The organism is Anaerosporobacter mobilis DSM 15930 (genome assembly GCF_900142955.1).
GTDB lineage: Bacteria > Bacillota > Clostridia > Lachnospirales > Lachnospiraceae > Anaerosporobacter > Anaerosporobacter mobilis.
The window spans coordinates 115,677-141,489 of record NZ_FRCP01000017.1; the positions used below are offsets into that span (position 1 = coordinate 115,677).

The window sequence follows — 25,813 nt, forward strand, 5'->3', positions numbered from 1 at the left end:
CTCTACAATCTAGTAACCAGATGCTCGAGCATGGAATCTACAACATTAAAATATCTTGCAGCTGCATTATAAGCATGTTGGTATTTAATCATATTAGCTAGTTCTTCATCGGAAGATATACCCATTACATTCTGTCTTGCAGTGGATATATTATCAACCATGATCTGTTGATTCTCAGCACTAGCAATGTACTTTTCACCTTTGGTAGCTAGGTCTCCCCAGATTGCTGTATAGTATTCATTGAATGTATTCACCTTTAATACATTCGGATTCAATGTTGAAAATGGTTGATTCCAGATATCAGCTAAGGCTTTCGCCACTCCGTTATATGCGAAATCACCTGTACCACCACTTTGACTAAGTGGTATTTTTGAATAATCCGCTAATATATCTTTGTTAATTTCAATTTCTCCCAAAGAATATAATGTATATTTATCACTTGGATCTTCTTCATTATATCTATATGCTCGAAAAGCATCAGCATCTGTTTCAGCACACTCTTCGTACACAGGATTTTCAGCGGTTCCTGTATTCTTCATATATATTACGGTATCCTTATCATATCTGCTTGTACTCTTACGGGAGAATAATTCTGTTCCTTGTGTCTTATCTCCATCCATACCCATTGGTGCATTTGGTGAAAGAATCTGAATCTTAGTACCATCTGCTAATGTTGCTTCCACATTAGGAGATAGAATATCATTCACAGCTGTTACGATACCATGAATCAATGTATCAAATTGAGCTTGTGTAGTACGAATAACGGAACTCTCAATTTCAAGATTATATTTATCAATGGCTGCTTGGTAGTCTGCATCCGTTGCAAAGTCGCCTTTTTGAGGAATATTCGTATAATTTGCAGAACTATTTCCTCTTGCCCAGATAAGACCTTTTAGCGACCCAAGATTTGTTCCTGCTTCATAGCTTGGTTCTCTTGTCATATCGAATACATCTGTCTTAATATGATCCCAAACTGGTTTTACCATATCTGAACCATCTGCAACACGCACCGTAGACATGCTGTAGGAAGATGTACCCGTTACAAATTGAACGTTCTCTGCCATAATCGTAACAGAACCATCGAATTCTTCTGTTGCTTTAACATCAATTAATTTACTTAATTGATCAATATATAGATTTCTCTTATCACGTAAGTCGTTAGCTCTCTCTACGCCACCTGATTCAACTTTCGTAATCTGTTCATTTAACTGTGCTATCTTTTCACCCAAACCATTGATCTGCGTTACCTTATCATTGATTTGTTGATTCATATTTACTTGGTATTGTTCTAATTGTTTATAAATCGTTTCTGCTCTTTGGACAAATGCTTCCGCATTCTTTGCTAGCGACGCACGAGCAGTTTTATCATCTGGAGATTTTACTAACTCTTGTATGTTATTCCAAAGTTTTTGTATCGATTCTTGGAATGGAGAGTTCTCCAATTCGCCCATAATATCTTCAATTTCAAGTATCGCTTGCTTTTGTGCATCATAAAAACTTAATCGACCTGATTCTGTACGATATTGTTTGTCATAGAATTCATCTCTTACTTGACGAACAACTTGTGTTGCAGCACCAAGTCCAGTCTGCATGGAACTATATGTAGATTGGCCAATCTTGTTATAGTGGAAATCTTGGATAATTACTTGTTGCCTTGTAGATCCATCTGTATCAATATTGGCCAAATTGTGTGCTGTGGTATTAATTGCATTCTGACTAACTGTGAAACCCGATACAGCAGTCCATAAACTTGTCATAATATTTCCCACGGTATATCACCATCCTTCATCTATTGTTTTGCGTCAAACATACCTGTTTCAGGTAATGCATTACTGGCCTGCCCAGCTGATTTTGTATAGTTATTCCCTGGTGACATCCGTGTACTTTGAATAAAGTTCATATTAAACTCTATTATTTCAAGGGATTGTTCGATCAACGATTTGTTATGATTATTGAATTCCATTAATTCATCAATGGTCTTCTTTAGATTGGTATGAACAGTAGATAGTCTCTCTTGTTCTTTTGGTTGTGTCTCTAATAGTTTAATGATTTCTTGTATCTTTAATGTTCTTGCATCCTTGCACAGAACAACTCCAACATTCGCGATTATTTCTTCTCTTTTCTTATCAAGCATCATGACCTTCTCTACAAATGCTTGCTCTTGATCCGTAATTTCTTGCAATGCTAAGAGGTCATTGTTTGCTATAATATTTGATTTTTCTTTCGCAATTGGTATCATTTCTCTATAAACATCATTCTCTTGTTGCAAAGTTGTAATCAATTCTTCTATTAAACTAGCCACGCTAAACCTCTCTTCTCTCTTAAACTCATGTGGATTTTCACGATCCACTCTCTGCTTACAAAGTAAGCTTTGCCTACTTCTTTACCACTACTTCACTTTAGTTATGCCTAAACTACTGTATTAAAATAATTATCTAGTAACTTATCTGCAACTTCGTTCATACTTACATCATACGTACCAGAAGCTAATCTTTTTTTGATTTCTTCTACTTTATCCATTCTTACTTCAGAAGCACTAGCAACCGCTTGCTTTACAGTCTGATAATCTTTTCCTGTTTGAGAAATCTCTAATTGATCGGATTTCCCCACTTTCTTCGCACTTTCAACGGCACGAACTTTGTTTGTTTGATACATTTGACTTACTTTATTATAAGCATCTATTCTCATAACTTCACCACCTTACTATTATTGCAAATAACTCCCCAGCTATGTTTTTATATATCATTTTATATTTCATAGCTTGTTATTGTTCTAAATTAGATATCGGATTTTTTTCAATTATCATTATAGCTAAACTTAAACTTTTTTATTATTTGTATAATTTACGTCTATAGTAATTTTGTCCCATCTGCAAAGAAACAGCGAATGTAATTCAATACTTTCACACACCCATTGCTATAAAACTAGATAGATAATCGTAGCAATTATTAATCGTTTTACCCCCAAGAAAACACAATAAAAAAACAATCTTCCAAATGTTAGTGGACACGAATGTGTAATATCCGCGAATCCACATAAGATTCATGAAGATTGTCTTTTCTGCTATATAAATGCATTATTTTTGTGGTAGCCTTTTGTAGCTACTACATCTAATATTTTCGACAGTATTAATATTTCATATCCTTTAAGATATCACAGAAGTCAAATGTTGCAAAATAATCTTCTGGCTTTTCTGCACGACGAATTAACTGTGTTGATCCATCTTCTTTTAACAGTACTTCCGCTGATTTCAATTTACCATTGTAGTTATAACCCATAGCGAATCCATGTGCTCCTGTATCGTGAATTACTAGCAAGTCGCCGATATCCACTTTTGGTAGCATACGATCGATAGCGAATTTATCATTGTTCTCACATAATGATCCAGTTACATCATACATATGATCGCAAGGTTGATTCTCCTTACCCATAACTGTGATATGGTGATATGCTCCATACATCGCTGGTCTCATTAGGTTTACTGCACTAGCATCTAATCCAATATATTCTTTATGTGTGTGTTTTTCATGGATTGCTGTTGTCACTAAACAACCATAAGGTCCTAACATAAATCTTCCTAATTCTGTATAGATAGCAATGTCACCCATTCCAGCTGGAACAAGGATTTCTTCATATACTTTGCGAACACCTTCGCCAATAGCTTTAATATCATTTCCTTCTTGATCTGGTTTGTAAGGGATACCAACACCACCTGATAAGTTAATGAATTTGATGTCGGCACCTGTTTCTTCTTTTAATTCAACCGCTAACTCGAATAAGATTTTAGCAAGAGTTGGATAATATTCATTCGTTACTGTATTACTTGCTAAGAAAGAGTGAATACCAAAGTTCTTAACGCCAAGATCTTTTAACTTCTTGTATCCTTCAAACATTTGCTCTTTCGTAAATCCGTATTTAGCATCTCCCGGATTATCCATTATGCTAGTACTGATTTTAAATACTCCACCTGGATTAAAGCGACAACAAATTGTCTCAGGAATTCCTGCTGCTTTTTCTAAGAAATCTATATGTGTTATGTCATCAAGATTAATAATGGCATTGACTTCTCTGGCCTTCACGAATTCATCTGCTGGGGTTGCGTTAGACGAGAACATAATCTCACTTCCATCAAAACCAAGTGCTTCCGATAACATAAGCTCTGTCATGGAAGAACAATCTGTTCCACAACCTTCTTCTTGTAGAATCTTTAATAAGAATGGATTTGGTGTTGCTTTAACAGCAAAGTATTCCTTAAATCCTTTATTCCATGCAAATGCCTCTTTTAATCTTCTAGCATTCTCACGAATTCCTTTTTCATCATATAAATGAAATGGAGTAGGATATTCTTTTACAATCTCTTGTAACTGTTCATTCGTAACAAATGTTTTTTTCATAATATATTCTCCTTTTTCTTTGGATTATTATTTGGACAATTCGATAACTTTTATCCATGTCGATAACATATCTTTGCTTTCAGGCTGCCTACTATCTCGAAAGTAAAATAATTTCATTCTGTAACATTTCCTTAAAGACGGATACAAGATTGTCATTCATTGAATATAGACATGTGGTATCCGACGAAGTTGTAATCTCTCCCGTTAAGACTTTCTTGGAATCAATGATTAAACGTATTCTCTGATCTTTCTTGTCTGTTATATATAGGATTGCCTCCTCAAACGGAACCTTCTGGTCAGTAATTAGTACTAGCTTAATATGACGTTTTTGTAATAGTGAAAGTTCATCCTCTAAACACGAAAGCAAAGAACTTGATACAGATAGGTAAACTCTTTCTTTCGCCTCTATTAGCATAGTTTTCAGTTTATCCATCACGTTCTTCTCGCCTTGTATTGTTATATATCCACTGTTCTCCACTTTCTCAATGGGTAATGACTCCATTAGCTTATGTTTCGAAGCTTCAAGATTTCGTAATTTATTATTACAGAATTCTTCTACACTTACTGGTGTATATTTGGTTACTGTACCCTCAATAATATATGCAGCACCCTTCTCAACTAACCCTGCAAGGCCATTATACGTATTCGATCTTGAAATAGTTGTTTTCTTGGCGGCTTCATATCCTGTTAGCTCACCTTCTGTGAGTAGCGTCATATATAAGGTTGCTTCTTGTCTTGTCAGACCAAACATAACAAGCTGTTCAATAACTTCCATGTAAACTGCTCCGTTTCTTCTAGTATTACTTTATAGGAACACTATACATCTTATAAAAAAGAATGTCAATCTTAATTTGATTGACATTCCTACTAATATGCTCTTTTGAGAAAATTTCTCAATTAATACTATATCCCCTATGAGCTTTCTATTGTCATGAATTAAAGTGCTAATTCAGCAACTTGATCTTCAATTTCTCTTAGTTGTTCTTTTGTTGGGATATAATTAATCTTAATTGGCTCTTTAATTGTTTCAATCTTCAAAGCATCGAACTCTTTTTGAAGTAAAGCTATACTTTGAGGTCCCCAGCCGTAGGAACCGAAAACAAAACCTTTCTTTCCTTTTGGCGCTAACCCTTTCATGTAAGTAATGAAAGCACCAACTGTAGGTAACATATTTGCATTCAATGTAGGTGATCCTACTACAAGATATTCTGCTTTTAATACTTGCGTTGCAATATCTGAAATATGATTTTCTTTTAAATCATATAGGATACATTCAACTCCTGCTCTCTTAAAGCCTTCAAGAATGGCCATTGCCATTTTCTCCGTTGAATGCCACATAGAATCATATATTACAAGAGCTTTCCTTTCGTTTTCCCCATTGCAGTAATACCTATATTGATCAAGTATTTCCTTGATATGACTTCTAATGATTACTCCATGACTAGGTGCAATCATCTCAAGTGGTAGTTCTTCCACTATATCAAGAGCTTGATTTGCTTGTCTACCATAAGGCATTAATATGTTCGCATAGTATTTTTCTAATTCTTGCATTACGATGCACATATCCACTTCGTCATCGAAATGTTTTGAAGAAGCATAATGTTGACCAAAGGCATCATTAGAGAACAGAATCTTCTCTTCACTACAATATGTAACCATATTGTCTGGCCAGTGTAACATAGGTGTTGCAACAAATGTTAAGCTTCTCTTTCCTAGAGATATAGAGTCTCCTGCTTTCACTGTTTGGTACTTATATTGATCCCCATAATGTGCTTGAAGTCCTTTTAAACCACTAGGTGCCGATGTAATGATCGTTGCATTCTTAGCAACCTCCATAACTGCAGGAATTGCACCTGAATGATCCATCTCAACATGATTTGATACAACATAATCAATCTTAGAAGGGTCAATGATTTCTGATATACGTTCTAATAATTCTCCTGCAAAAGGTGCTTTAACCGTATCTATAAGTGTAATTTTTTCATCAATAATTAAATATGCGTTATATGTTGCTCCTCTATTTGTTGTGTATCCATGGAAAGATCTAACATTCCAATCTACTGCTCCAACATAATAGATATCATCTCTTAATTTAACAACTTCCATTACAACCTCTCCTTCTTTTTCAATAACAATAATTATTCCTAAATTATATGTCTTTTAATTATCAATGTCAATTAATAAATAGGCTAACGAACTATTACATGAATATTATATTCTCCTTCAATAAAAAAATAATCCTCCTAACAAATCAAATATTTACCAAGTTTATCAATACTTTTTCATTAGCTTTGCACAAAGTTTTATATATAAATGATATAAATATTCAACTAGTTCTGTTAATATACAATCCTATGTTTTTATTTTATAACAACATTTTTTAATTTACTTAATAAAAAGTCTCATTAGCTCTGTTTTACCTAATATATTAAACTTTCCCATCTATCCCTTTCCCTCTCACATTCTATTTACCCCCTGTATTTACTGCATCTAGAGTTAATTTAAACTTTTCATTATACTTTTATACGCATAAAGGTATTAACATTGACATCTTTGATAAAATAAATATAAAGCGATACCTTACTATTATTTTATTATTTTTTCTTTAATTTTCATACAACTACGACCATGTATATACATTAATAATTGTATAATATAGCAATAGATTGTTTTCTATTCTCATTATATAATAAATCGTCGTAGGTTTGTAAATATTGGGCTTAGTTCCATAAAATAGTTAACAATCAATACACGAGGAGTGATTACATGAAAGAAAACAAAAGTAAAACCAAATCAAAAAAACGAAGTAACCCCAAAACTAATTTACCCTTAAGCCAAGTTATTAACAATTCCTTTCGCTTAACAAGAATTATCTCCTGTACGATTTGTATCTTATCGATTCTAAGTACTGCTATCCTAGCTGGGGAAATCATTAACTTCAAAAATGGTCCCTACACTTTAGAAAAAAGCGTTTCTAAAACACAATATCTAATGAAGCAACTAGAGAGCAATGTATATCACAAAATTGTACAGATGACCGCCTCCCGAATGAAGAGCGATACAGATAATACGGACAGTATTGTTGAAGAACTCAATTCAGAATTACAAAACCTGTACAGTATTGTAGCGAAAGAGCATTCTTCTGATACTAATTTACTGACAGAATTACAAAATAAAATGGAAGAGGCTAATCCATATCGAGTAGAAATCTATGATTTTGTTGCAAACCGTCGTATGACGAATGCAAACGATGTACTTGTCAAGAGTTATCTACCTCTAGTAGAAGAAATAAACGTATTATTAGATACTATAGCAACCGATTCTGATTCATATGCCAACAACGAAATTACGAGATGTATCATCTACTCCCTAGTTATGATAGCCGTAGTTATTGCAATGATTATTATAAGCTATATATTATCTAAAAAACATGCAAAAGCCACTACTACCGTGATTGTTTCACCAATTACTGAGGTCAAAGAAGCAATGAACAAACTTGCCAAGGGTAATCTACAAGTTTCGGTCAAACCTTCTTCTATCCTTGAATTAAGCGAGTTATCTACTGCCACTACGAAGACAATCAATACCCTAACAGGATACATACAAAACATTACTACCGTTTTAGGCCAACTAGAAGATCGTGATATGACAGTAACGGTAGACATTGACTATATGGGTGATTTTGTACCAATTAAGAATTCATTAATAGAAATTACCCAATATCTTAATGAATTGATAGTAAATATCAAAGATTCTGCAAACCAAGTTGCTTCAGGTGCAGAACAAATTTCTCATAGCTCACAGTCAATTGCTGAAGGCGCACAAGATCAAAACAATTCCATCTCAACACTTGTTGAACAAGTTAATGATATCACAACAGTTGTACAAAACAATGCCAAAAAAGCTAGGGATGTAAGTAAGATATCTAGCGATTCCTTGGATATTGTAGACAAAGGAAATACCTATATGCAAGCATTACTAGATGCTATGAACCAAATCACGAATCAATCAAACCAAATATCGAAGATTATTGAAGTAATTGATGATATCGCCAGCCAGACAAATCTTCTATCCTTGAATGCTTCCATTGAAGCTGCGCGTGCTGGAGAACAGGGTAAAGGCTTTGCTGTCGTAGCGGATCAAATTGGCAAACTGGCTAACGATTGTTCAAAAGCAGTTGGTAATACAACAAAACTTATTCATCAATCACTAGATGCTATAAAACATGGTTCTGCTCTTGCAGATGATACTGCAAAACTACTAAGCGATATCGTAACAAGTTCTAGTAAAACCTCTGAATTAGTAGAGGATATAACAACAGCATGTACCACACAAGCTGATCAACTTAATAATGTACTAGCATCGATTCAAGAGATTTCGGTAATTGTAGAGTCAAATTCCGCTGCATCAGAAGAAAGCTCGGCTGCTAGTCAAGAATTCCTATCACAATCCGATACACTTAGGGAGTTATTAGAGGGATTCCAATTATAGTATTTTAGTTATTAAACATTACGAAAACTAAATATCAAATTACTATTCTAGAGTTGTGAATATTACATTGTACCTATTCACAACTCTTTTCTTTGATAGTTGGTAGCTATAATCCATAATTTATGGTATAATCGGAACGATTGGATACCACTAGGATAATTTGATTGCAAATATGCAACAATCTTTTAGGGTATCTATCTTTTTTCTTGCAAATATATATTTTACTTAAACTTCGCACCTGAAGATTTCGAGGAGTAGTTAAAGTTTTATACGAAGTTTGAGTACTTATTATAAATTACTTGGTTTGAGGCAAAATACAATAATGCATCAACCTAACTTCGAAAGGAGCACTTAAATTACATGGAACAATATAATGGAAGCCAGATTGTTATTCTGGAAGGCCTTGAGGCAGTACGAAAAAGACCTGGTATGTACATCGGAAGCACTGGCACAAGGGGCTTACATCACTTAATATGGGAAATACTTGATAACGGAATTGATGAACATCTTGCAGGATTTTGTTCACAAATTGATATTATCCTTCGAAAAGATGGAGGTATTACAATACGCGATTACGGTCGTGGTGTCCCAGTAGACATTCATCCAACAAAGAAAATACCAACCGTACGTGTTGTATATACGATTCTTCATGCTGGCGGTAAATTCGGTTCTTCTGCGTATAAGGTATCTGGAGGTCTTCACGGTGTTGGTGCATCTGTTGTAAACGCTTTGTCAAGCCGTATGATTATAGAAGTTCGCAGTGGCGGGCAAATCTATCGTGATATATATGAGAATGGCGGACATCCTGTTATAGAATTAGTTGATGGCAATATACCAGTAGTAGGAAAATGCAATAAATCAGATACTGGTACAAGCGTTACCTTCTATCCTGATGCTTCGATCTTTGAAACAGTTGAATTCAAGGCGGAGACAATCAAGAAGAAATTAAAAGAAATTGCGTTCTTAAACAAAAATTTAAAGATTATGTTCCGCAATGAATATGATGGTACCGAAAAGATCTATCATGAAGAATACGGAATTCAAAGCTTTGTTAAATACCTTAACCGTGAAGCAACACTTATACATGATGATGTTATTTACGCAGAAGGTACCAGCGGCGATATTGAAGTAGAATTGGCTTTCCAATATACCAATAGTTATACAGAGCAGATTAATGCATATTGTAATCGAATTAATGTCGTTGATGGTGGTACCCTAGTAACTGGTTTTAAAACAGCTTTGACTCGTATTATGAACCAATATGCAAGAGAACTTAATATCCTTAAAGATAAGGATGATAATTTTGATGGAAAGGATATACGTAATGGCCTTGTTGCCATCATCTCAATCAAACATCCTGATCCTCAATTTGAAGGACAGACAAAAACCAAATTAGGTAATACAGATGCCAAGAGTGCTGTTGAGGAAGTATTTACACTAGAAGTTCAACGGTATTTTGACAAGAACGTTGAAGTACTACGCTCTATACTAGAAAACTCTTTAAAATCCTATCAAGCAAGACGTGCTGGTGATAAAGCAAGGAATGCAGTATTAAAACAATTAGCTGATGTGGACACGAGAAGTAAATTAGCTTCTTGTTCTTCAAGGAAACCCGAAGAATGTGAAGTATATATTGTCGAAGGTGATTCTGCTGGTGGTACCGTTAAAACTGCTAGAAATCGTCGTACGCAAGCAGTCCTTCCACTTCGTGGTAAAATCCTTAACGTAGAAAAAGCTGCTCTTGAGAAGATTTTAGTGAATAACGAAATCAAATCTATGATTGCATCCTTCGGGTGCGGAATCGGTGATGATTTTGATATTAAAAAATTACGTTATGACAAGATTATTATCTTAACCGATGCCGACGTAGATGGTTCCCATATTAGTACCTTATTGCTTACCTTCTTCTATCGATTCATGCCAGAATTAATACTTGAAGGAAAAGTATATCGCGGATTACCACCACTATATAAAGTAGAATACGAAAATACTGCTGTGAAAACAAAGAAGAAAAAACAATCTGAATATATATTTAATGATTTCGAATTAGAAAAATTCCGTAAGAAACCTGGAATCAAGATTCTTAACCTACAACGTTACAAAGGACTTGGTGAAATGGATGCCGATCAATTATGGGAAACCACATTGAATCCAGAGACTCGTATCCTAGCTCGTGTAGAAATCTCCGATACCGTTGAAGCGGACGAAATCACAACAATTCTAATGAGTAATAACGTACCTCCTCGTCGAGCTTTTATAATGGAAGAAGCCAAGTATGCTAAGGTTGATATTTAATCATACCTCCCCAATTACATCTGACTAGTCAATTACGAAACTCTCGAAATGTTTAGTTGCTTCTTTACTGACGTACTATAACTAAGAAACGATAGCGTAGCACCTAAAGTATTTCTTAGTGTGTACTTATAACTTAGGAAGGCGAGGCACGGAAGCCGAGCCAGCCTGAGCTGAGGCAGGATGCCGAATCGATGGCGTTTCCGCAACTACTGTATAAACTCGCAGTACACACATAGAAGTACTTAGGTGTGCAGCGTGTTTCGTGTAATAGTTCGTTAGTAAAGAAGCTGTGAAAGTATGCATTGAGTTCCGTAAATGTCTATTGATATCTAATAAAGAAAGGAATTCATAATGTCAAATAAATCTGATACTATTATTCAATTGGACTTTGCCGAGGAGATGAAAAACTCGTACCGTGATTATGCCATGAGCGTAATTATCTCTCGTGCCTTACCAGATGTCCGCGATGGTCTAAAGCCAGTACAACGCCGTATCCTATATGCAATGAATGAATTAGGATTAACGCCAGATAAACCACATCGTAAAAGTGCCCGTATCGTCGGTGATACCATGGGTAAATATCACCCTCATGGGGATAGCTCCATCTACGATGCCCTTGTTCATATGTCAGAGGATTATTCCCTCTCAATGCCATTAGTTGATGGCCATGGAAACTTTGGTTCAATCGACGGTGACGGTGCTGCAGCAATGCGTTATACAGAAGCTAGGCTATCAAACGGAGCTATGACATTATTAAACAACTTAGATAAAGGTCTCGTTCCTTTTGTACCAAACTTTGATAACAGTGAGAAGGAGCCTAGTGTTCTACCAGCTATGTTACCAAATCTATTAATTAACGGAACAACCGGTATTGCAGTAGGTATGGCTACTAATATACCCCCTCATAACACAACTGAAGTTATTGATGGCGTAATTGCATATATTGACAATCCAGATATCACCACTGAGAAGCTAATGAAATACATACCTGCTCCAGATTTCCCGACAGGTGGTACAATCATTAATCAAAGTGAAATGGAAAGCATCTATGCGACAGGGGAAGGTAAAATTAAATTACGTGCCAAAACAGAGATTGAAGATGGTGATAATGGTCGCAAGAATATTGTGATTACTGAAATACCCTATACGGTTGCAGGTAATAAAACCAAATTAGTAGAAACCCTAGCAGGGCTAATGAAGGACAAAGTCTTTGAAGAAATCTATGACGTACGTGATGAATCTTCAAAAGAAGGTATTCGTATTGTTATCGAAGTAAAGAAAGACCGTAATATCCAAAACTTATTGAATGGTTTATATAAAAAATCAGCGCTTGAGGATACTTATGGTGTTAATCTACTAGCGGTTAAAGAACAACAACCAATCATCTTCAATCTTCCAACTTTAATTGGAGAATTCGTAGCCTTCCAAGAAGAGTTATACACAAAAGAGTATCAACATCTGCTTGAAAAGTCACAAAACAGACTGGAAATTGTGGATGGTTTAATCAAAGCTACTGATGTTATCGATTTAATTATTGAGATTTTACGAGGAAGTAGTTCCATCAAGCAAGCAAAAGGTTGTTTGATAACAGGTGACACCACGGATATTACGTTTAAAACAAAAGCTAGTGAAAAAGAAGCTAAGACATTATCCTTCACGGAACGTCAAGCAGATGCAATTCTTGCTATGCCTCTTAGCAAATTAATTGGACTAGAGATTCTTAAATTACATGAAGAAAATGATACTCTTCTTGCTAATATTGCAGAATATCAAAGAGTGCTCTCGGATAAGAATGCTCTCTTTACAGTAATCAAAGCTAGATTAAAGGCGTATAAGAAGACGTTTACCCTACCTAGACGCACCATGCTTGAAAACACGGAGAACACGGGATATGTGGAAGAATTCAAAGAAGAAGATATCTATGTATTAATTGATAAATTCGGCTATACCAAATCACTAGATTCTGCTAGTTATACCCGTGCTTCTGAAGAAACCCTAAAAGAATATGCTCATATTATTCAGATGAAGAATACCGATAAACTATGCTTATTCACAGCACAAGGTAACATGTATCAAATCAAGGCAAGTGCTATTCCAAAAGGTAAAACGAAAGATAAAGGTGCTCTTATCCAGACGTTGTGTAAGGTAGATAAGGAAGACATTTTACTATACACTTCTTTTGAAGAATTATTTGAGTCACAACTATTATTTACAACGAAGAACGGTTTCATAAAGCAAGTCTCAGGAGCTGAATTTGAAACGATCCGCTCTACGATTGCTTCTACGAAATTAGATGCTGATGATCTATTAGTCTCGATAACCGTTTTAACTGCACACGATATATTATCGCAATCCATGAAGGTAATCTTGTTAACTGAAAAAGGTACTTCACTAGGATTCCTACTTGAAGAGGTTTCCGAACTTAAGAAATCTAGCCGTGGTGTCAAAGCAATTGCTCTTGATAACGGGGACTACGTAGTTTATGCAACCGCTCAAGATTCTAATTTAGAATCCTTCACTTTTAATAATAAGACATTAAGTGCTAAGAAAGTTCGTACACGTAAACGCGGACAAAAAGGTCAAAAAGCAAATCTTGATGTATAGTCATATTGGCTAAATAATCCAGAATTATAACCATATTCTAACTGTACTCATATAAATAGCTGTTTTTTCATATATTATAGTATTATAGAAAAAGGCAGGTGTATATATGAGTACAACTATTTTATCTATCGACGGTGGAGGAATGAAAGGTATTGTATCCGCACTGGTTTTAATCGAATTAGAAGATATCCTCAAGAAATACACTGGTGCAAATACCGTATATTTAGTTGATTACTTTGATCTTATTGCTGGTACAAGTACAGGCTCAATTCTAGCAGCATTATTGTTATGTCCAAACGATTGTAATCGTCCTAAATATACAGCTTCTGATGCATTAAACCTGTACCTCACCAAAGGTAAGACAATGTTCCAGACTAATCCCTTACATAAATTACGTACTCTTGGTGGCTTAATTGGCCCAAAATATAAGAACAAAGCATTAGTAGCTGAACTTAATTCATATTTTGGCTCCGTGAAAACTGCCGAGCTACTTAAGCCCTGCCTACTAACATCATACAATATGACAACAAGAGATTCTCTCTTCTTCAACTCCTTATCAAGTCTTAAATCAGAAGATCGTAATTTTAACCTAGCAGATGCCGTACTTGCTTCAACCGCTGCTCCAACTTTCTTCCCACCAAGCTGCATCAAAGCATATAATTCTTGTGAAGACTGCTTAGTCGATGGTGGAGTATTCGCTAACAATCCTTCTTTATGTGCCCTTATTGAAGCTCTAAAACTAGAACGTACTAAGAACATTAATGATACTATGGTTCTTTCCATCGGTAATGTTTATTCTGCAAAATCTTATGATTATAATAAAGTAAAACATTGGGGTGCTATTAATTGGGCTTTTCCACTTCTAGATGTCTTAATGGATGCAAGTGAACAAACTGTTGATTATCAATTGAATAAGTTATACTCTACTCTAGGTGTCTCAAACCAGTATTTACGAGTGGTGGCTAACGTGAATGAGAATGTACCTTCAATGGATGATACTTCCCAAAAGGCAATTGACCGCCTCCTTGAAATTGGTAATGAATTGGTTAAGAAAAAACATAGAGATCTGGAACATTATGCTAGAATGTTATTCGACAATCATAAAAGAAATCAGATTAAAGATACACGTAGAGTTATCTAAGTAAAAAAGGGGCTGTTGCAGATAGCTTGTTTTACCATACCGCAAAGATATGATATAGATATTCAAACTATTTTTGCAACAACCTCTTTTTATTGATTAACCTACTCCACTGGTTTTAGATTCTTAAGAGAAAAATCTATAATTGGTGCTGAATGAGTTAATGCACCTGACGATACAAAATCAACTCCAATTTTCGCGATTTCACGTAATCGTTCCTTTGTGACATTACCAGAACATTCAGTCTTTGCTTTATCACCTATCATCTCAACCGCTTTTCTCATGGTTTCATTATCCATATTATCAAGCATAATAATATCCGCTCCTGCTGCAATTGCTTCTGCAACCATGTCTAGATTCTCTACCTCTACTTCTATCTTACGAACAAAAGGTGCATATTCTTTCGCCATAGCCACTGCCTTTGTAACGCTACCTGCAGCTCCTATGTGATTATCCTTTAATAAAACTCCATCGGATAAATTATATCTATGATTTGATCCTCCCCCTATACGAACTGCATATTTTTCAAAAGGACGCATACCTGGTGTTGTCTTCCTGGTATCCAAAAGTGTTGTTTTATATCCTTTTAATTCCTTAGCATATTCATTGGTATAAGTAGCAATACCACTCATTCTTTGAAGATAATTAAGAGCTGTTCTTTCTCCCGATAGCAGTGCACGTATATCACCTGTTACCGTTCCAATTAAATCACCTTTCTTCATCACATCTCCATCATGATACGTGGTTTCAAAGATTACTCTACTATCAAGCAATTCAAACACTCTAGCGAATACCGAAAGGCCACATATTACTCCATCTTCTTTGCAGATTAACTGAGCACTCCCCTTTTTATATGTCCTCATAACGGAATTCGTTGTTACATCTTCACTTGTTATATCTTCTTTCAAGGCATTCTTTAAATATTCATCTATATTAACTTGCATTGTTACACCATCTAACATAGAACGTCTCATCCTCTCGTTTAATTTCTTTCCAGATTAGTTGTCTGAATAATTCATATCGTTTATAATCATCTAACACCTGAGTCTCTACCATATTCTTTATTTCTTTTGATTGAGTCCCTGTATTTTTTTCCGTCGGTAATTGCACGGCTTGAGTAGCTGTAAGTTCATGCACAAACTGCATCTGTCTACAGTACTCCCTTTGCTGTTCCTTAATGATCTTCCCCGCTGCTCTCTCTGCAAACACAAGGCTCTCTAATAAAGAGTTACTTGCCAAACGATTTGCCCCATGAACACCATTACAAGCTGTTTCCCCAACCGCATATAGATTCATTAATGTGGTTGCACCTTCTGTATCAACCTTAATACCTCCCATAAGATAATGTTGCGCTGGTGCAACCGGAATTGACTCTTTCGTTAAATCATATCCTTCCTCTATACATCTCTGATAGATATTTGGAAATCTCTTAATAATGATATCTGCTGGTAGATGAGAAATGTTCAGATAAACGTGGTCAGTCCCCTCTTTTTCCATTTCCTCTTTAATCGCAGCCGTTACTACATCTCGAGGTAATAATTCGTTAACGAAACGCTCACCTTTACTATTCAGTAGAACTCCACCTTCCCCACGTAAGGATTCCGATATCAAGAATTTGCGTCCCTTTTTCTTCGTATACAATGCAGTTGGATGAATCTGTATATAGTGTATATCCTGTAATTCTACATTATGGCGAAGAGCAATAGCAAAGCTGTCTCCTGTAATATGTGAGTAATTCGTGGAGTTCTGGAACAATCCACCAATCCCCCCTGTGGCCAATATTACAGCATCGGCATACACATTCTTAATCTCACCGCTAGATTCCTCAATTACAATTCCTTCGCAAACCGATGGAATTTTACTATTCGTAATCAAATCAATCATTGTAGTGTACTCCATTACTTCTATATTGCGGCGTTTCTTAACTTGTATAATTAACTTGCTAGTAATCTCCTTCCCAGTCATATCATCATGCCGAAGGATTCGATACGTCGAATGTGCTCCTTCTCTTGTATATGCAAAACTACCATCTTCATAACAATCGAATTCTACACCATAACCTAATAACTTGTTAATAATTGCTCTTGATGATTCGATCATCACATGAACGGATTCTTTATTATTCTCATAGTGCCCCGCACGCATAGTATCTTCAAAATAAGATGCATAATCTGCCTCATCTTTTAATACTGATATTCCACCTTGTGCCAAGTATGAATCACTATTTTGTATAGCATCTTTTGTTATCATCAAAATCTGTGTATCTTCTGGCAAAGAAAGCGCAGCATACAGCCCTGCCGCACCAGTTCCAACAACTATTACTTGATATTTATTCTGCAACATATTACAATCATACTCCTTCCGCACGTTAGTCATTGGATAAATAATTATTCTCTACTATTCATCTTCAACGTTGTTAAGACCTTTTGACTCTGCTTAATTGATTGCGATTACCTTTTACGATAACTCGAGCATCCTGTCAAGTGGAGCTTTTGCTTTATCCGCTTTTTCGGCATCAAGTTCAATCACAGGTGACATTTCCCTTAGGCAACGAACTACCTTATCTAATGTAATTAATTTCATGTTAGGACAGAATTGTCTATGCCCAACAGAATAGAATCGTTTGTCTGGATTCTTCTTGTTCAACTCATAGAACACTCCCATCTCTGTACAGATAAGGAACTCTTTCTCCTCGCTATTTGTAGCATAATCAATAATCCCTGATGTACTGCCGATATAATCCGCTAATTCAAGTACTTCTAATTTACATTCTGGATGCACAAGGACTTTCGCATTTGGTCTTGCTTCTTTCGCCTTTTTCACATTCTCTGCAGTAATACTTGTATGTACATGACAGAAACCATCATTAAAGATAAAATTCTTCTCTGGTAATTTACTAGCTATATATCTTCCAAGATGTTCATCGGGAATGAAAAAAATATTTTTATTTGGCAAGGAACGAACTATCTTCATTGCATTGGCTGATGTTACACATACATCCGCATATTGTTTTAATTCTGCTGTGGAATTAATATAGCAAACTACCGCTACATCTTCATATTCTTCTCTTACTTTCTTAATTCGGTCTATATCAACCATATGTGCCATTGGACAATCTGCATTCTTATCAGGTATAACAACAGTCTTCTCAGGATTTAATAATTTGGCACTTTCCCCCATGAATTGCACGCCACAAAAACAAATCGTTTTTTCTTTTACTGTAGTAGCGATCTTACTAAGATAGTAGGAATCACCTATATAATCTGCAACAGCTTGGACCTCATCACTAACATAATAATGTGCCAATATAACTGCATCTCTCTCTTTTTTTAATTCTATTAACTGTTTTACTAACTCTTCCATACTTACTTCCATGCATATAACTAGCTTGTTTGTAATACTGCTAATATAAATAGGTTGAAAGAAAGTAACGCATGGCTCCCTTCATAATATTTAAATACTTTCAACCTTACTTCTATTGATACTTTTTATTTCTTTAACACGTATTGTTGCACATTATTATCTTTTTGTCAAGTTAGCTGTCTTGTCAACTACAAACAATATTTGTGCAATTTAATAAAGGAATTCAACGAGATTTATTATATGTGTGAATATTTTTGATTAGAAAGAGAAAACTAAGAATGATACAAGATTGAACGTTCCGATTTAATCTATATGCATATTGTTGTAAATAGTCAACCAAGAAAGGAAACGTGTGATATGGATCAGAAAAAAAAGACTACCAGTAATAAGACTACCAGTAATAAAACAACTAATTCTACTTCCAAAAACAATACTGGGAATAATCAAGTAGATTCCAGAATGAAAGATTTCATTCGTTCGTCAGTTAATCCAGACAATAATGCTTTCTTTGAGGAAAGAAGTAATCCATTATGTAGCAAAGGTGACTGATTAAAAGAAGTTACTGTATATCAAAATTAATTCTTCAATTGACCAGATTATAACTGCATTAAATGCAACATAAAAAAGACAATCTTTCATAATTTTTAGTGAAAAACACAGATATAAAATATCCGTGAAGCCACATAAAAATTACTAAGATTGTCTTTTACTTCTAAAGAACTATTTTACAATAGCACTTTTTCTATTCTACTACTTTTGTTCCACAGTTTGGACAGAATACATCATTATGTTCAACAACACATCCACACTTTAAACATTGTTTCACATTCTGAACTTTTGGTAGCTCTTCTTGCATACTAGTATCTTGCGGTCTTGCTTGATTTTGATCCACAGACTGACTAATTGGTCCCGTTGAGCTATTTGATCCTTGATACTGATTTCCCATCGATTGTTGCATACTTGCTGGTTGTTGCATTCCTGCTGGTTGTTGCATTCCTGCCGATTGTTGCATTCCCATTGGTTGATGATTCATTGTTGGTTGTGCATAGGATTGCTGTTGACCGTAAGTGGATTGTCCATATGGTTGTTGAGGTGGCATATTATAGCTGCTTCTTCCACTATTCATAAGATTGTTATCGTTATTTTGGCCTTTTAACTTACTGTTAATTTCCTTGATATTCTTGCAAATCATAACAATCATTAATAAACACTCATAACCAACACGGATTAATAAATTAAGTACGATTAACAGTAGTAATCCCTCAATAAAGGAATACTTCATATGTACTATTGAAATAATCGATATAAATATCGTAATAAACATATAACAAATCTTCAGTAAAGCTTCAATTATAAGTTTACCAAAACTCAATACTTCGTAAAGCCAGCCTGTAAATCCAGTGAATCGGCCTTCGTTCCGTTTTGATAAAAACGTAAAATAAATAATAATAGATACTACTAATGCTACGATAAAAGCTAAACCCACTGCTGCCGAATCTGTATTATAAAGCATATCTCGATAATAATAAGAATAATCATCATAATACGAATAATTCTTTAATAAGTTAAACATAAACCTCTCCCTCTCCTGTGCAAGATTCCTATACCATACTTATCTCATCATGATATAGTATTAACTATTATCGAAGTAACTTTTCTAACATCGATAACGTTTCTTCTTCTACAGCCTTAGTCTCTTCTTTTTCTTCTGCTAAACTCTGCTTTATTACTAAAGAGCCAGATGCTTCTAAAAATTGATATGGCTGGTCTGTATCTTCTTTTTTAATCTCAAATGCATTACTAAGTGCATCTACAATCGAATGACCATCAAATTCATTCAAGATTAATCCTTTTTTCTGCGCCACAATTATCCCCCTTTTGGCTGTTAAACTTCCCCCTCGAAGAAGTTATATCTTATAAATTTGGGACCCCTTAAGCACATATAGTTCTTATATAAATTAAAATATACTTATATTAAATTATATTAGGCGCATTTTTAAATGTCAAGAAAATTCTTCCATTAAACTTATTAAACAGCTAGTAAAAATAGGATTTTTCCCTTTATTCACTTATTCTATTCACTTATCAGCTCATAAGCAGATATCTTACGTATTCTACCACATAAACCAAACGCGATTAAGAACGAAATAACCATCATTACTATTGCTGTAATAATAACCATTGGTATTGGTATAAGAAAACCAAGCTTCATCACTCCTAAAACACGGAATAATATAACAATAACGTTGTTCATTGTTATATAACTTAAGATTGCCCCTATTATAACTCCAATACCCACAACTGGCATCAAACTCCACGAGGTTTGTAACCGTAATTGTCTTGTTGTATAGCCGACAGCCTTTAATATTCCAAGATTCATTTTATTGTTATGAATAACTGTCTTAATAAGAATGAATAAGATAAGAGCAATTAATAGAATTGTGATAATGATAATAATAATTGCCATAATTGATGCAATATTTACAAAAACTTGCATCGCACCTTCCGTCGTTTCTACTACGTCAACAAATGAAAGAATCTGATTCGGATATTTTGACTGCATATCTTTAATATATCCTTCTGTATCCGATTCATCATTAAGATAGACGTTTAATTCGGTCTTTTTAAACTGATCATTCAACCTCATAATACCATCCGTTGTTAACTCGATACAGTTTCCTTGCTCATTAACAGACTGCATGAAGCCTGTAATTATAAAGTCTTCCTTATTCGATCCGTACCCGACTGAAATACTGTCGCCTATCTTGTATTTACCTGAGTCAGCGATAAAATTCCCAATAGCAATCTCATTATTATGAGCCGGTTCTCTACCTTCATAGCAAATGGAATAATCCATCTTGGAATAATCATCTGTTATGAATGCTCTAATCTCTTCTTGATTAATGATCACTTTGGCAGAATCATAGTAAAGTACTGATTTCACATTCTTATCCTTACTAATTTCATCAAAGAGTGAAGTATCCTCGGAATCAGCCACAAAGAAACTTACAGAAGGCACTGTTTCACATATTGCTTCAATAAAAGCTTGTGGTTTAATTGCAATATTATAGTACATTGTTCCAGCGAATATAGCTGTGAATGCAGTCGCCATAATTACTACTAATAATAAGAAATTCTTCTTACCATTGGCGAATAAATCCTTAATCGCCAATAGATAATTAACGTTTCCCCTCGAATGATCCATAGGAAAATAATTTCTTCTAAAATTATGTGTCTTCACACCTCCGCGAAGAGCCACAATTGCCTGTAATTTACGTATCTTTCTAGCGGTAAGATAGGATGCAAGGATAATTAGGAATGTAATTATTACAACCGTAATTAGCGCTGCGATAAAATCAAAACTTTGAATCCATTCAAATCCTGTTTGCGCATCAAATCCTTGTTGTAAAACTGGTAATGCTACATAAGACAAGCCGACACCTATCATAGACGCCAAACCTGCGATTACAACATAAGCAAATATCGTAGAGAATATGATCTGGTTTCCTTTATATCCAAGAGCCTTCATAACCCCCATATTCTGCATCTCTTCCTCGATGTCATTATTAATACGGAATTGACTAATCAATATACTTACAATAACAATAATACATGAGAAAGCGATAAAAATCATTCCACCTACACTTGCTGTCATTGTACGAACCTGTTTACAATAATCAAAATAACTACAAGAGTATGTCGCAGTCATCTTGCCTGTTAACATATCGGTTATTCTAGATGCTACTTCTTTACTCTGACTACGATCGGTAAGTGTTGTTCCTATGGAAACTGCATAATTTGAGGAATCTATCGAATCTTTTAACTGTTTAAATGACTCATTTGGAAGATATATCCCAAGTTTATAAAGACTCTGTGTTCCAAATATCATATCTTCAACAAATCCAACTATGGTAAACCTATACTCCGTATTATTTGAGTTAAATACATACGCATCACCTATTTTATAACCGGAATGTTTAAGATAGTATGAAACATAAGCAGGCATGTCGCTAGTAATGTCTTTTTGTTCAATGATTCCTAATTTTGATATGTTAATTGTATCATCAAAATTATAGAATACATTAGGCATACTAAATTCAGATCCATTTAATCTATACGAGCCTTCCATTAAGATACAGTCACGTTTCTCAATAGAATCTATTCCCTTAATATTCTTAATTTTATTATAGTAGTCCTCTGAATAATCCTGTTCCATCATTATAGTAGTAACATCCGCTGTATTATATTCAATCCATTTGTCTGTAAAGGATTGTTTAAAATTCATCTGAATAACCAAACCTAGATTTAACATTGCCGCTGCTATAAATAAGATAATTGCAAATGTAATATACTGTCCCTTGTTCTTTCGAAACTTGGCAGCAGTAATAATTCTAAATTTATTCATATTGATAACCATACCTTTCCATAACCTGCAAACTTTGGGCTGCAGGCGCATATTTGCGTGTGAAAGTTTCCTCTTTCACACTATCCCCCTCTTAGTAACCCATCTCTTTTAAGAAGTCATCTAACTTCGTACGGCGGGCTGCATCTTTAGGTTTATATGGATCTAGCAAGCATTCTCCAGCAACTTGACCGTCCTTAAGATAGATAATTCGATTTCCACGTAAAGCGCAGCGAAGGTCATGTGTTACCATAACAATACTCTGTCCTTCTTTATTAAAGTCAGTGAATACATCTAATACCGCTGTAGAATTTGAAGAGTTCAATGCTCCTGTTGGTTCATCTGCAAACAATACACTTGGTTTATTAATTAATCCTCGAACAATTCCAGCTCTTTGTGCTTCTCCACCTGAAATCTGGGAGGCAAATTTTCGATACGTTATTTCATCAATATTAACTTTGTGGAATAACTCAACCGCTCTTTTGGTAACTTCTTTCTTATTCTTAGTAGCCAATAACCCACTAGCTAACACATTGTCTAATAAGCTCATCTTATCCATCATGTAGATTTGCTGAAAGATAAAGCCACAGTTTTTTCTTCGGAACACTGCTAACTTATCATCTGTGTATTTACTAATCTCTTCTCCACAAAAATGAATCTCTCCAAGCGTTGGTTTATCCATTCCAGACAATGCATAGAGCAAGGTAGATTTACCTGCACCAGACGCCCCCATGATTACAGTGAAATCTCCTTCGTAGATCTGGACATCTACGTTCTTCAAGATATGTTGTTGTATGCCCCCATTAGAAAATGTCTTACATAATTTCTTAGTTTCAATCACCTTATTCATTATTTATAATCCTCTCTTCCTGCTAATTAGCTGCAAGTTTTCTGTTTCTACTCCCTTATCTTAGCAGATGCAATACTTAACAGTCTTTATGTATACCTTAATTATTTCTTAATTGGTTTGATAATACCAATCTGAACCCACAGAGAGACTACTCAAGAAAATAAGGACAACTTACTGTACACTTTCCCTTGACCATGCTCGTCAAAGGATATCGTGTTTTAAGTTATCCTTATACCGTCTATATTATAGTTCTATATAACCATTCTAAATAAACGCTTCACTCCATCTACCTTATCATTGTAAGAGGAATCTCAATTACAACCTCAAATCCCACTTCATAATTATTGGCAATTAGACTCCCTCCCATCTGTTCCATAAAATAATGAGACATATATAATCCAATTCCTGCTCCCATCTTACCTTCTGCATTCTTCCCTCGGTAAAACTTCCTGGTGAGTAGTGGTACATCATCAGTTGATACTCCCTGTCCATAATCTCTAACCCTGATCTCTAAGGTATACTCTGTGACTCTGCTTACTATATCAATCTTAGTATTGGCGTACTTATATGAATTCGCAATAACATTATCAAAAACCTGTTCAAGCCTTAATCTGTCACAACAGATAATACACTCACATATATGCTTATTCGCTACTAAGTGTCGATAATCTGTCGTACTAATAATATCATCTAGTATTAAGCTCTCCTCTTCTTTTACATTAACTTTAAGTGTCTGTAATTCCTCTAAGGTAGAATGAAAAAGATTGTTTGTTAGTTGTTCAATTTGGATCGCTTTCTTTTGTATTGCTTGTACTTTCTCAAGTTGTTTTGATTCATGAAGTGTGATCTCCAACAGCTCCGACATCGCACGTATAGATGCTAATGGTGTCTTAATATCATGGCTAAGAGAGGCAACTAATTCTTTCTTACTCTCATTCGCTTCTCTTTCTTTTTCTCTTGCTTGATATAGTTGTTCTCGCATAATATCAAAGCTCTCTGTGAAAGCTCCGAATATATTCTCACGATCCATCTCTAACGGGGTGTCTAGGTTTCCTGCTGCCACATTCCTTGCGAACCGATTTAATTTCTGAAACGGTGCAATCACTTTACGGTCAAGGTACAGCATATATAGAATTAGGCATATACCAACCAAAGTTGTACTGTATATAATCATTCTACTAATATATGTCTGCTGCATCTGACTTTCCATATTTAGATTAGATAATATTATCTTGCCTTCTATACTTCCATCGTTGCACAAATCCATTATCGTATCACCATGTTCAATGGCCTCTTTTATAGAACTTTGTTTCATCCCCTTCGTTTTATATAAACACATACCTGATAAATCTAATACTGCTACTCCCATGTTATAGGTAACAGCTAATTCAGTAATGTGTCTACTCTCCGCATCACCAATCCCTGCTTTATCCCAACTCTCCTCAATAGTGCGAACCAAATCATTCACATCAATTACTTTAAAGTGGTTATCCACTACTTTATTGTTTTGTAATAATAAGATTCCACTAAAGATTACATAGATTGCAAATATAAGTAGAATGAGTCTCTTACTCTTCATATATATAGCCTCTTCCCCAAACAGTCTTTATATGACTTGGTTCATTGGGATTTTCCTCAATCTTTTCCCTAAGATATCGTATATGTACATTCAATGTTCCATCACCCGTTATGGCATCTCCCCAAACCTCACGAAATAATTCTTCTTTACTAATAATTCTACCTCTATTGCGAATTAGATAGCATAACAAACGATATTCCATTGCCTTAAAAGGAACTTCCCTACCATCAAGATACACTTTCCCTAACTGATAATTAATAGTGAGCGTTCCATTCGTATAACACGTTTCTTCTACTTCTTTTTGATCAAGCGCTGAAGAATATCGTTTTATAATGGCCTTTACTTTTGCTAATAATACGCTTAGTGTATATGGTTTTGTTATATAATCATCCCCGCCTATATTCAAGGCAATTAGAATATCATCATCACTGGTCCTTGCACTAACAAACAGAATCGGTACATCAATCGTCTCACGCAACCTCTTACAGAGATTGAAACCAGATGCATCTGCAAGATTAATATCGAGTAAGATAACATCTGCACTATGATCCTTAAAAAATGTTATACAATCCTCATAATTCGTTACATATGTAGTTAAAATATCAAACAAATTAAAATACTCCGCTGTACTCTGTGCTAACTCAACCTCATCATCTACGATTAAACACTTGTATCTCATGGAGACCTCCCCTTCGTA

20 protein-coding genes are annotated in these 25,813 nt (G+C 35.0%); 5 read left to right on the forward strand and 15 right to left on the reverse strand.

Annotated elements, in window-relative coordinates:
• Positions 1–2: 2 nt before the first annotated feature.
• The 6 genes from flgK to BUB90_RS16570 all read right to left on the reverse strand — a co-directional run bounded on the left by flgK (position 3) and on the right by BUB90_RS16570 (position 6,500).
• Positions 3–1,757: a flagellar hook-associated protein FlgK gene (gene flgK, locus BUB90_RS16545; protein WP_139241790.1), complete on the reverse strand. Its 1,755-nt coding sequence runs from the start codon at positions 1,755–1,757 to the stop codon at positions 3–5.
• A gap of 32 nt (positions 1,758–1,789) precedes the next feature.
• Entirely contained in the window at positions 1,790–2,302 is a 513-nt protein-coding gene (locus BUB90_RS16550) for a flagellar protein FlgN (RefSeq protein WP_073289554.1), read from the reverse strand.
• A gap of 107 nt (positions 2,303–2,409) precedes the next feature.
• On the reverse strand, positions 2,410–2,688 hold the full coding sequence (gene flgM, locus BUB90_RS16555; protein WP_073289555.1) for a flagellar biosynthesis anti-sigma factor FlgM: 279 nt from the start codon (positions 2,686–2,688) through the stop codon (positions 2,410–2,412).
• A gap of 440 nt (positions 2,689–3,128) precedes the next feature.
• Positions 3,129–4,397: a diaminopimelate decarboxylase gene (locus tag BUB90_RS16560; RefSeq protein ID WP_073289556.1), complete on the reverse strand. Its 1,269-nt coding sequence runs from the start codon at positions 4,395–4,397 to the stop codon at positions 3,129–3,131.
• A gap of 88 nt (positions 4,398–4,485) precedes the next feature.
• On the reverse strand, positions 4,486–5,169 hold the full coding sequence (locus BUB90_RS16565) for a TrmB family transcriptional regulator (protein WP_073289557.1): 684 nt from the start codon (positions 5,167–5,169) through the stop codon (positions 4,486–4,488).
• A gap of 161 nt (positions 5,170–5,330) precedes the next feature.
• The gene (locus BUB90_RS16570) at positions 5,331–6,500 is read right to left on the reverse strand and encodes an FprA family A-type flavoprotein (RefSeq protein WP_073289558.1); all 1,170 of its coding nucleotides are present in this window, start codon (positions 6,498–6,500) and stop codon (positions 5,331–5,333) included.
• A gap of 660 nt (positions 6,501–7,160) precedes the next feature.
• On the opposite strand from BUB90_RS16570, the gene BUB90_RS16575 reads away from it, so the two are divergent.
• The 4 genes from BUB90_RS16575 (at position 7,161) to BUB90_RS16590 (ending at position 14,925) form a co-directional block, all read left to right on the forward strand.
• A complete protein-coding gene (locus tag BUB90_RS16575) occupies positions 7,161–8,885 on the forward strand; it encodes a methyl-accepting chemotaxis protein (protein WP_073289559.1) in 1,725 nt (574 codons plus the stop codon).
• Between the two features lie 360 nt (positions 8,886–9,245).
• A complete protein-coding gene (locus BUB90_RS16580; RefSeq protein WP_073289560.1) occupies positions 9,246–11,180 on the forward strand; it encodes a DNA gyrase/topoisomerase IV subunit B in 1,935 nt (644 codons plus the stop codon).
• 351 nt (positions 11,181–11,531) lie between these two features.
• Entirely contained in the window at positions 11,532–13,784 is a 2,253-nt protein-coding gene (locus BUB90_RS16585; RefSeq protein WP_073289561.1) for a DNA gyrase/topoisomerase IV subunit A, read from the forward strand.
• 106 nt (positions 13,785–13,890) lie between these two features.
• A complete protein-coding gene (locus BUB90_RS16590) occupies positions 13,891–14,925 on the forward strand; it encodes a patatin-like phospholipase family protein (RefSeq protein ID WP_073289562.1) in 1,035 nt (344 codons plus the stop codon).
• 101 nt (positions 14,926–15,026) lie between these two features.
• Here the strand turns inward: BUB90_RS16590 and nadC are convergent, their stop codons facing one another.
• The 3 genes from nadC to nadA all read right to left on the reverse strand — a co-directional run bounded on the left by nadC (position 15,027) and on the right by nadA (position 18,285).
• Positions 15,027–15,884 (reverse strand): carboxylating nicotinate-nucleotide diphosphorylase, encoded by an 858-nt coding sequence (nadC, locus tag BUB90_RS16595; protein ID WP_073289563.1) that lies wholly within the window; start codon positions 15,882–15,884, stop codon positions 15,027–15,029.
• Positions 15,856–17,265 carry an L-aspartate oxidase gene (locus BUB90_RS16600; protein WP_084139327.1) on the reverse strand — a complete coding sequence of 470 codons (1,410 nt, stop codon included), beginning with the start codon at positions 17,263–17,265 and terminating at the stop codon, positions 15,856–15,858. Before BUB90_RS16600 ends, nadC begins: the two co-directional genes overlap by 29 nt.
• Positions 17,266–17,379: 114 nt before the next feature.
• Complete coding sequence (nadA, locus tag BUB90_RS16605) at positions 17,380–18,285, reverse strand: quinolinate synthase NadA (RefSeq protein ID WP_073289564.1); 906 nt, start codon at positions 18,283–18,285, stop codon at positions 17,380–17,382.
• Between the two features lie 357 nt (positions 18,286–18,642).
• On the opposite strand from nadA, the gene BUB90_RS16610 reads away from it, so the two are divergent.
• On the forward strand, positions 18,643–18,834 hold the full coding sequence (locus BUB90_RS16610) for a hypothetical protein (RefSeq protein WP_073289565.1): 192 nt from the start codon (positions 18,643–18,645) through the stop codon (positions 18,832–18,834).
• 193 nt (positions 18,835–19,027) lie between these two features.
• On the opposite strand, the gene BUB90_RS16615 is transcribed toward BUB90_RS16610, so the two are convergent.
• The 6 genes from BUB90_RS16615 to BUB90_RS16640 all read right to left on the reverse strand — a co-directional run bounded on the left by BUB90_RS16615 (position 19,028) and on the right by BUB90_RS16640 (position 25,795).
• Entirely contained in the window at positions 19,028–19,858 is an 831-nt protein-coding gene (locus BUB90_RS16615; protein WP_073289566.1) for a zinc ribbon domain-containing protein, read from the reverse strand.
• A gap of 67 nt (positions 19,859–19,925) precedes the next feature.
• The gene (locus BUB90_RS16620; protein WP_073289567.1) at positions 19,926–20,150 is read right to left on the reverse strand and encodes a hypothetical protein; all 225 of its coding nucleotides are present in this window, start codon (positions 20,148–20,150) and stop codon (positions 19,926–19,928) included.
• A gap of 209 nt (positions 20,151–20,359) precedes the next feature.
• Complete coding sequence (locus BUB90_RS16625; RefSeq protein ID WP_170865522.1) at positions 20,360–22,690, reverse strand: ABC transporter permease; 2,331 nt, start codon at positions 22,688–22,690, stop codon at positions 20,360–20,362.
• A 91-nt stretch (positions 22,691–22,781) separates the two neighbouring features.
• Positions 22,782–23,537: an ABC transporter ATP-binding protein gene (locus BUB90_RS16630; RefSeq protein ID WP_073289569.1), complete on the reverse strand. Its 756-nt coding sequence runs from the start codon at positions 23,535–23,537 to the stop codon at positions 22,782–22,784.
• A gap of 286 nt (positions 23,538–23,823) precedes the next feature.
• Positions 23,824–25,116 carry a HAMP domain-containing sensor histidine kinase gene (locus BUB90_RS16635; RefSeq protein WP_073289570.1) on the reverse strand — a complete coding sequence of 431 codons (1,293 nt, stop codon included), beginning with the start codon at positions 25,114–25,116 and terminating at the stop codon, positions 23,824–23,826.
• A complete protein-coding gene (locus BUB90_RS16640) occupies positions 25,106–25,795 on the reverse strand; it encodes a response regulator transcription factor (RefSeq protein WP_073289571.1) in 690 nt (229 codons plus the stop codon). Before BUB90_RS16640 ends, BUB90_RS16635 begins: the two co-directional genes overlap by 11 nt.
• Positions 25,796–25,813: the final 18 nt, after the last annotated feature.

What these genes read in the sequence shown, in the direction of transcription:
- flgK (WP_139241790.1), bottom strand. Translation starts at nt 1,757, where the DNA reads ATGACAAGTTTATGGACTGCTGTATCGGGTTTCACAGTTAGTCAGAAT.
- flgM (WP_073289555.1), bottom strand. Translation starts at nt 2,688, where the DNA reads ATGAGAATAGATGCTTATAATAAAGTAAGTCAAATGTATCAAACAAAC.
- BUB90_RS16565 (WP_073289557.1), bottom strand. Translation starts at nt 5,169, where the DNA reads ATGGAAGTTATTGAACAGCTTGTTATGTTTGGTCTGACAAGACAAGAA.
- BUB90_RS16570 (WP_073289558.1), bottom strand. Translation starts at nt 6,500, where the DNA reads ATGGAAGTTGTTAAATTAAGAGATGATATCTATTATGTTGGAGCAGTA.
- BUB90_RS16575 (WP_073289559.1), top strand. Translation starts at nt 7,161, where the DNA reads ATGAAAGAAAACAAAAGTAAAACCAAATCAAAAAAACGAAGTAACCCC.
- BUB90_RS16580 (WP_073289560.1), top strand. Translation starts at nt 9,246, where the DNA reads ATGGAACAATATAATGGAAGCCAGATTGTTATTCTGGAAGGCCTTGAG.
- BUB90_RS16585 (WP_073289561.1), top strand. Translation starts at nt 11,532, where the DNA reads ATGTCAAATAAATCTGATACTATTATTCAATTGGACTTTGCCGAGGAG.
- BUB90_RS16590 (WP_073289562.1), top strand. Translation starts at nt 13,891, where the DNA reads ATGAGTACAACTATTTTATCTATCGACGGTGGAGGAATGAAAGGTATT.
- nadC (WP_073289563.1), bottom strand. Translation starts at nt 15,884, where the DNA reads ATGTTAGATGGTGTAACAATGCAAGTTAATATAGATGAATATTTAAAG.
- BUB90_RS16600 (WP_084139327.1), bottom strand. Translation starts at nt 17,265, where the DNA reads ATGTTGCAGAATAAATATCAAGTAATAGTTGTTGGAACTGGTGCGGCA.
- nadA (WP_073289564.1), bottom strand. Translation starts at nt 18,285, where the DNA reads ATGGAAGAGTTAGTAAAACAGTTAATAGAATTAAAAAAAGAGAGAGAT.
- BUB90_RS16610 (WP_073289565.1), top strand. Translation starts at nt 18,643, where the DNA reads ATGGATCAGAAAAAAAAGACTACCAGTAATAAGACTACCAGTAATAAA.
- BUB90_RS16615 (WP_073289566.1), bottom strand. Translation starts at nt 19,858, where the DNA reads ATGTTTAACTTATTAAAGAATTATTCGTATTATGATGATTATTCTTAT.
- BUB90_RS16625 (WP_170865522.1), bottom strand. Translation starts at nt 22,690, where the DNA reads ATGAATAAATTTAGAATTATTACTGCTGCCAAGTTTCGAAAGAACAAG.
- BUB90_RS16630 (WP_073289569.1), bottom strand. Translation starts at nt 23,537, where the DNA reads ATGAATAAGGTGATTGAAACTAAGAAATTATGTAAGACATTTTCTAAT.
- BUB90_RS16635 (WP_073289570.1), bottom strand. Translation starts at nt 25,116, where the DNA reads ATGAAGAGTAAGAGACTCATTCTACTTATATTTGCAATCTATGTAATC.
- BUB90_RS16640 (WP_073289571.1), bottom strand. Translation starts at nt 25,795, where the DNA reads ATGAGATACAAGTGTTTAATCGTAGATGATGAGGTTGAGTTAGCACAG.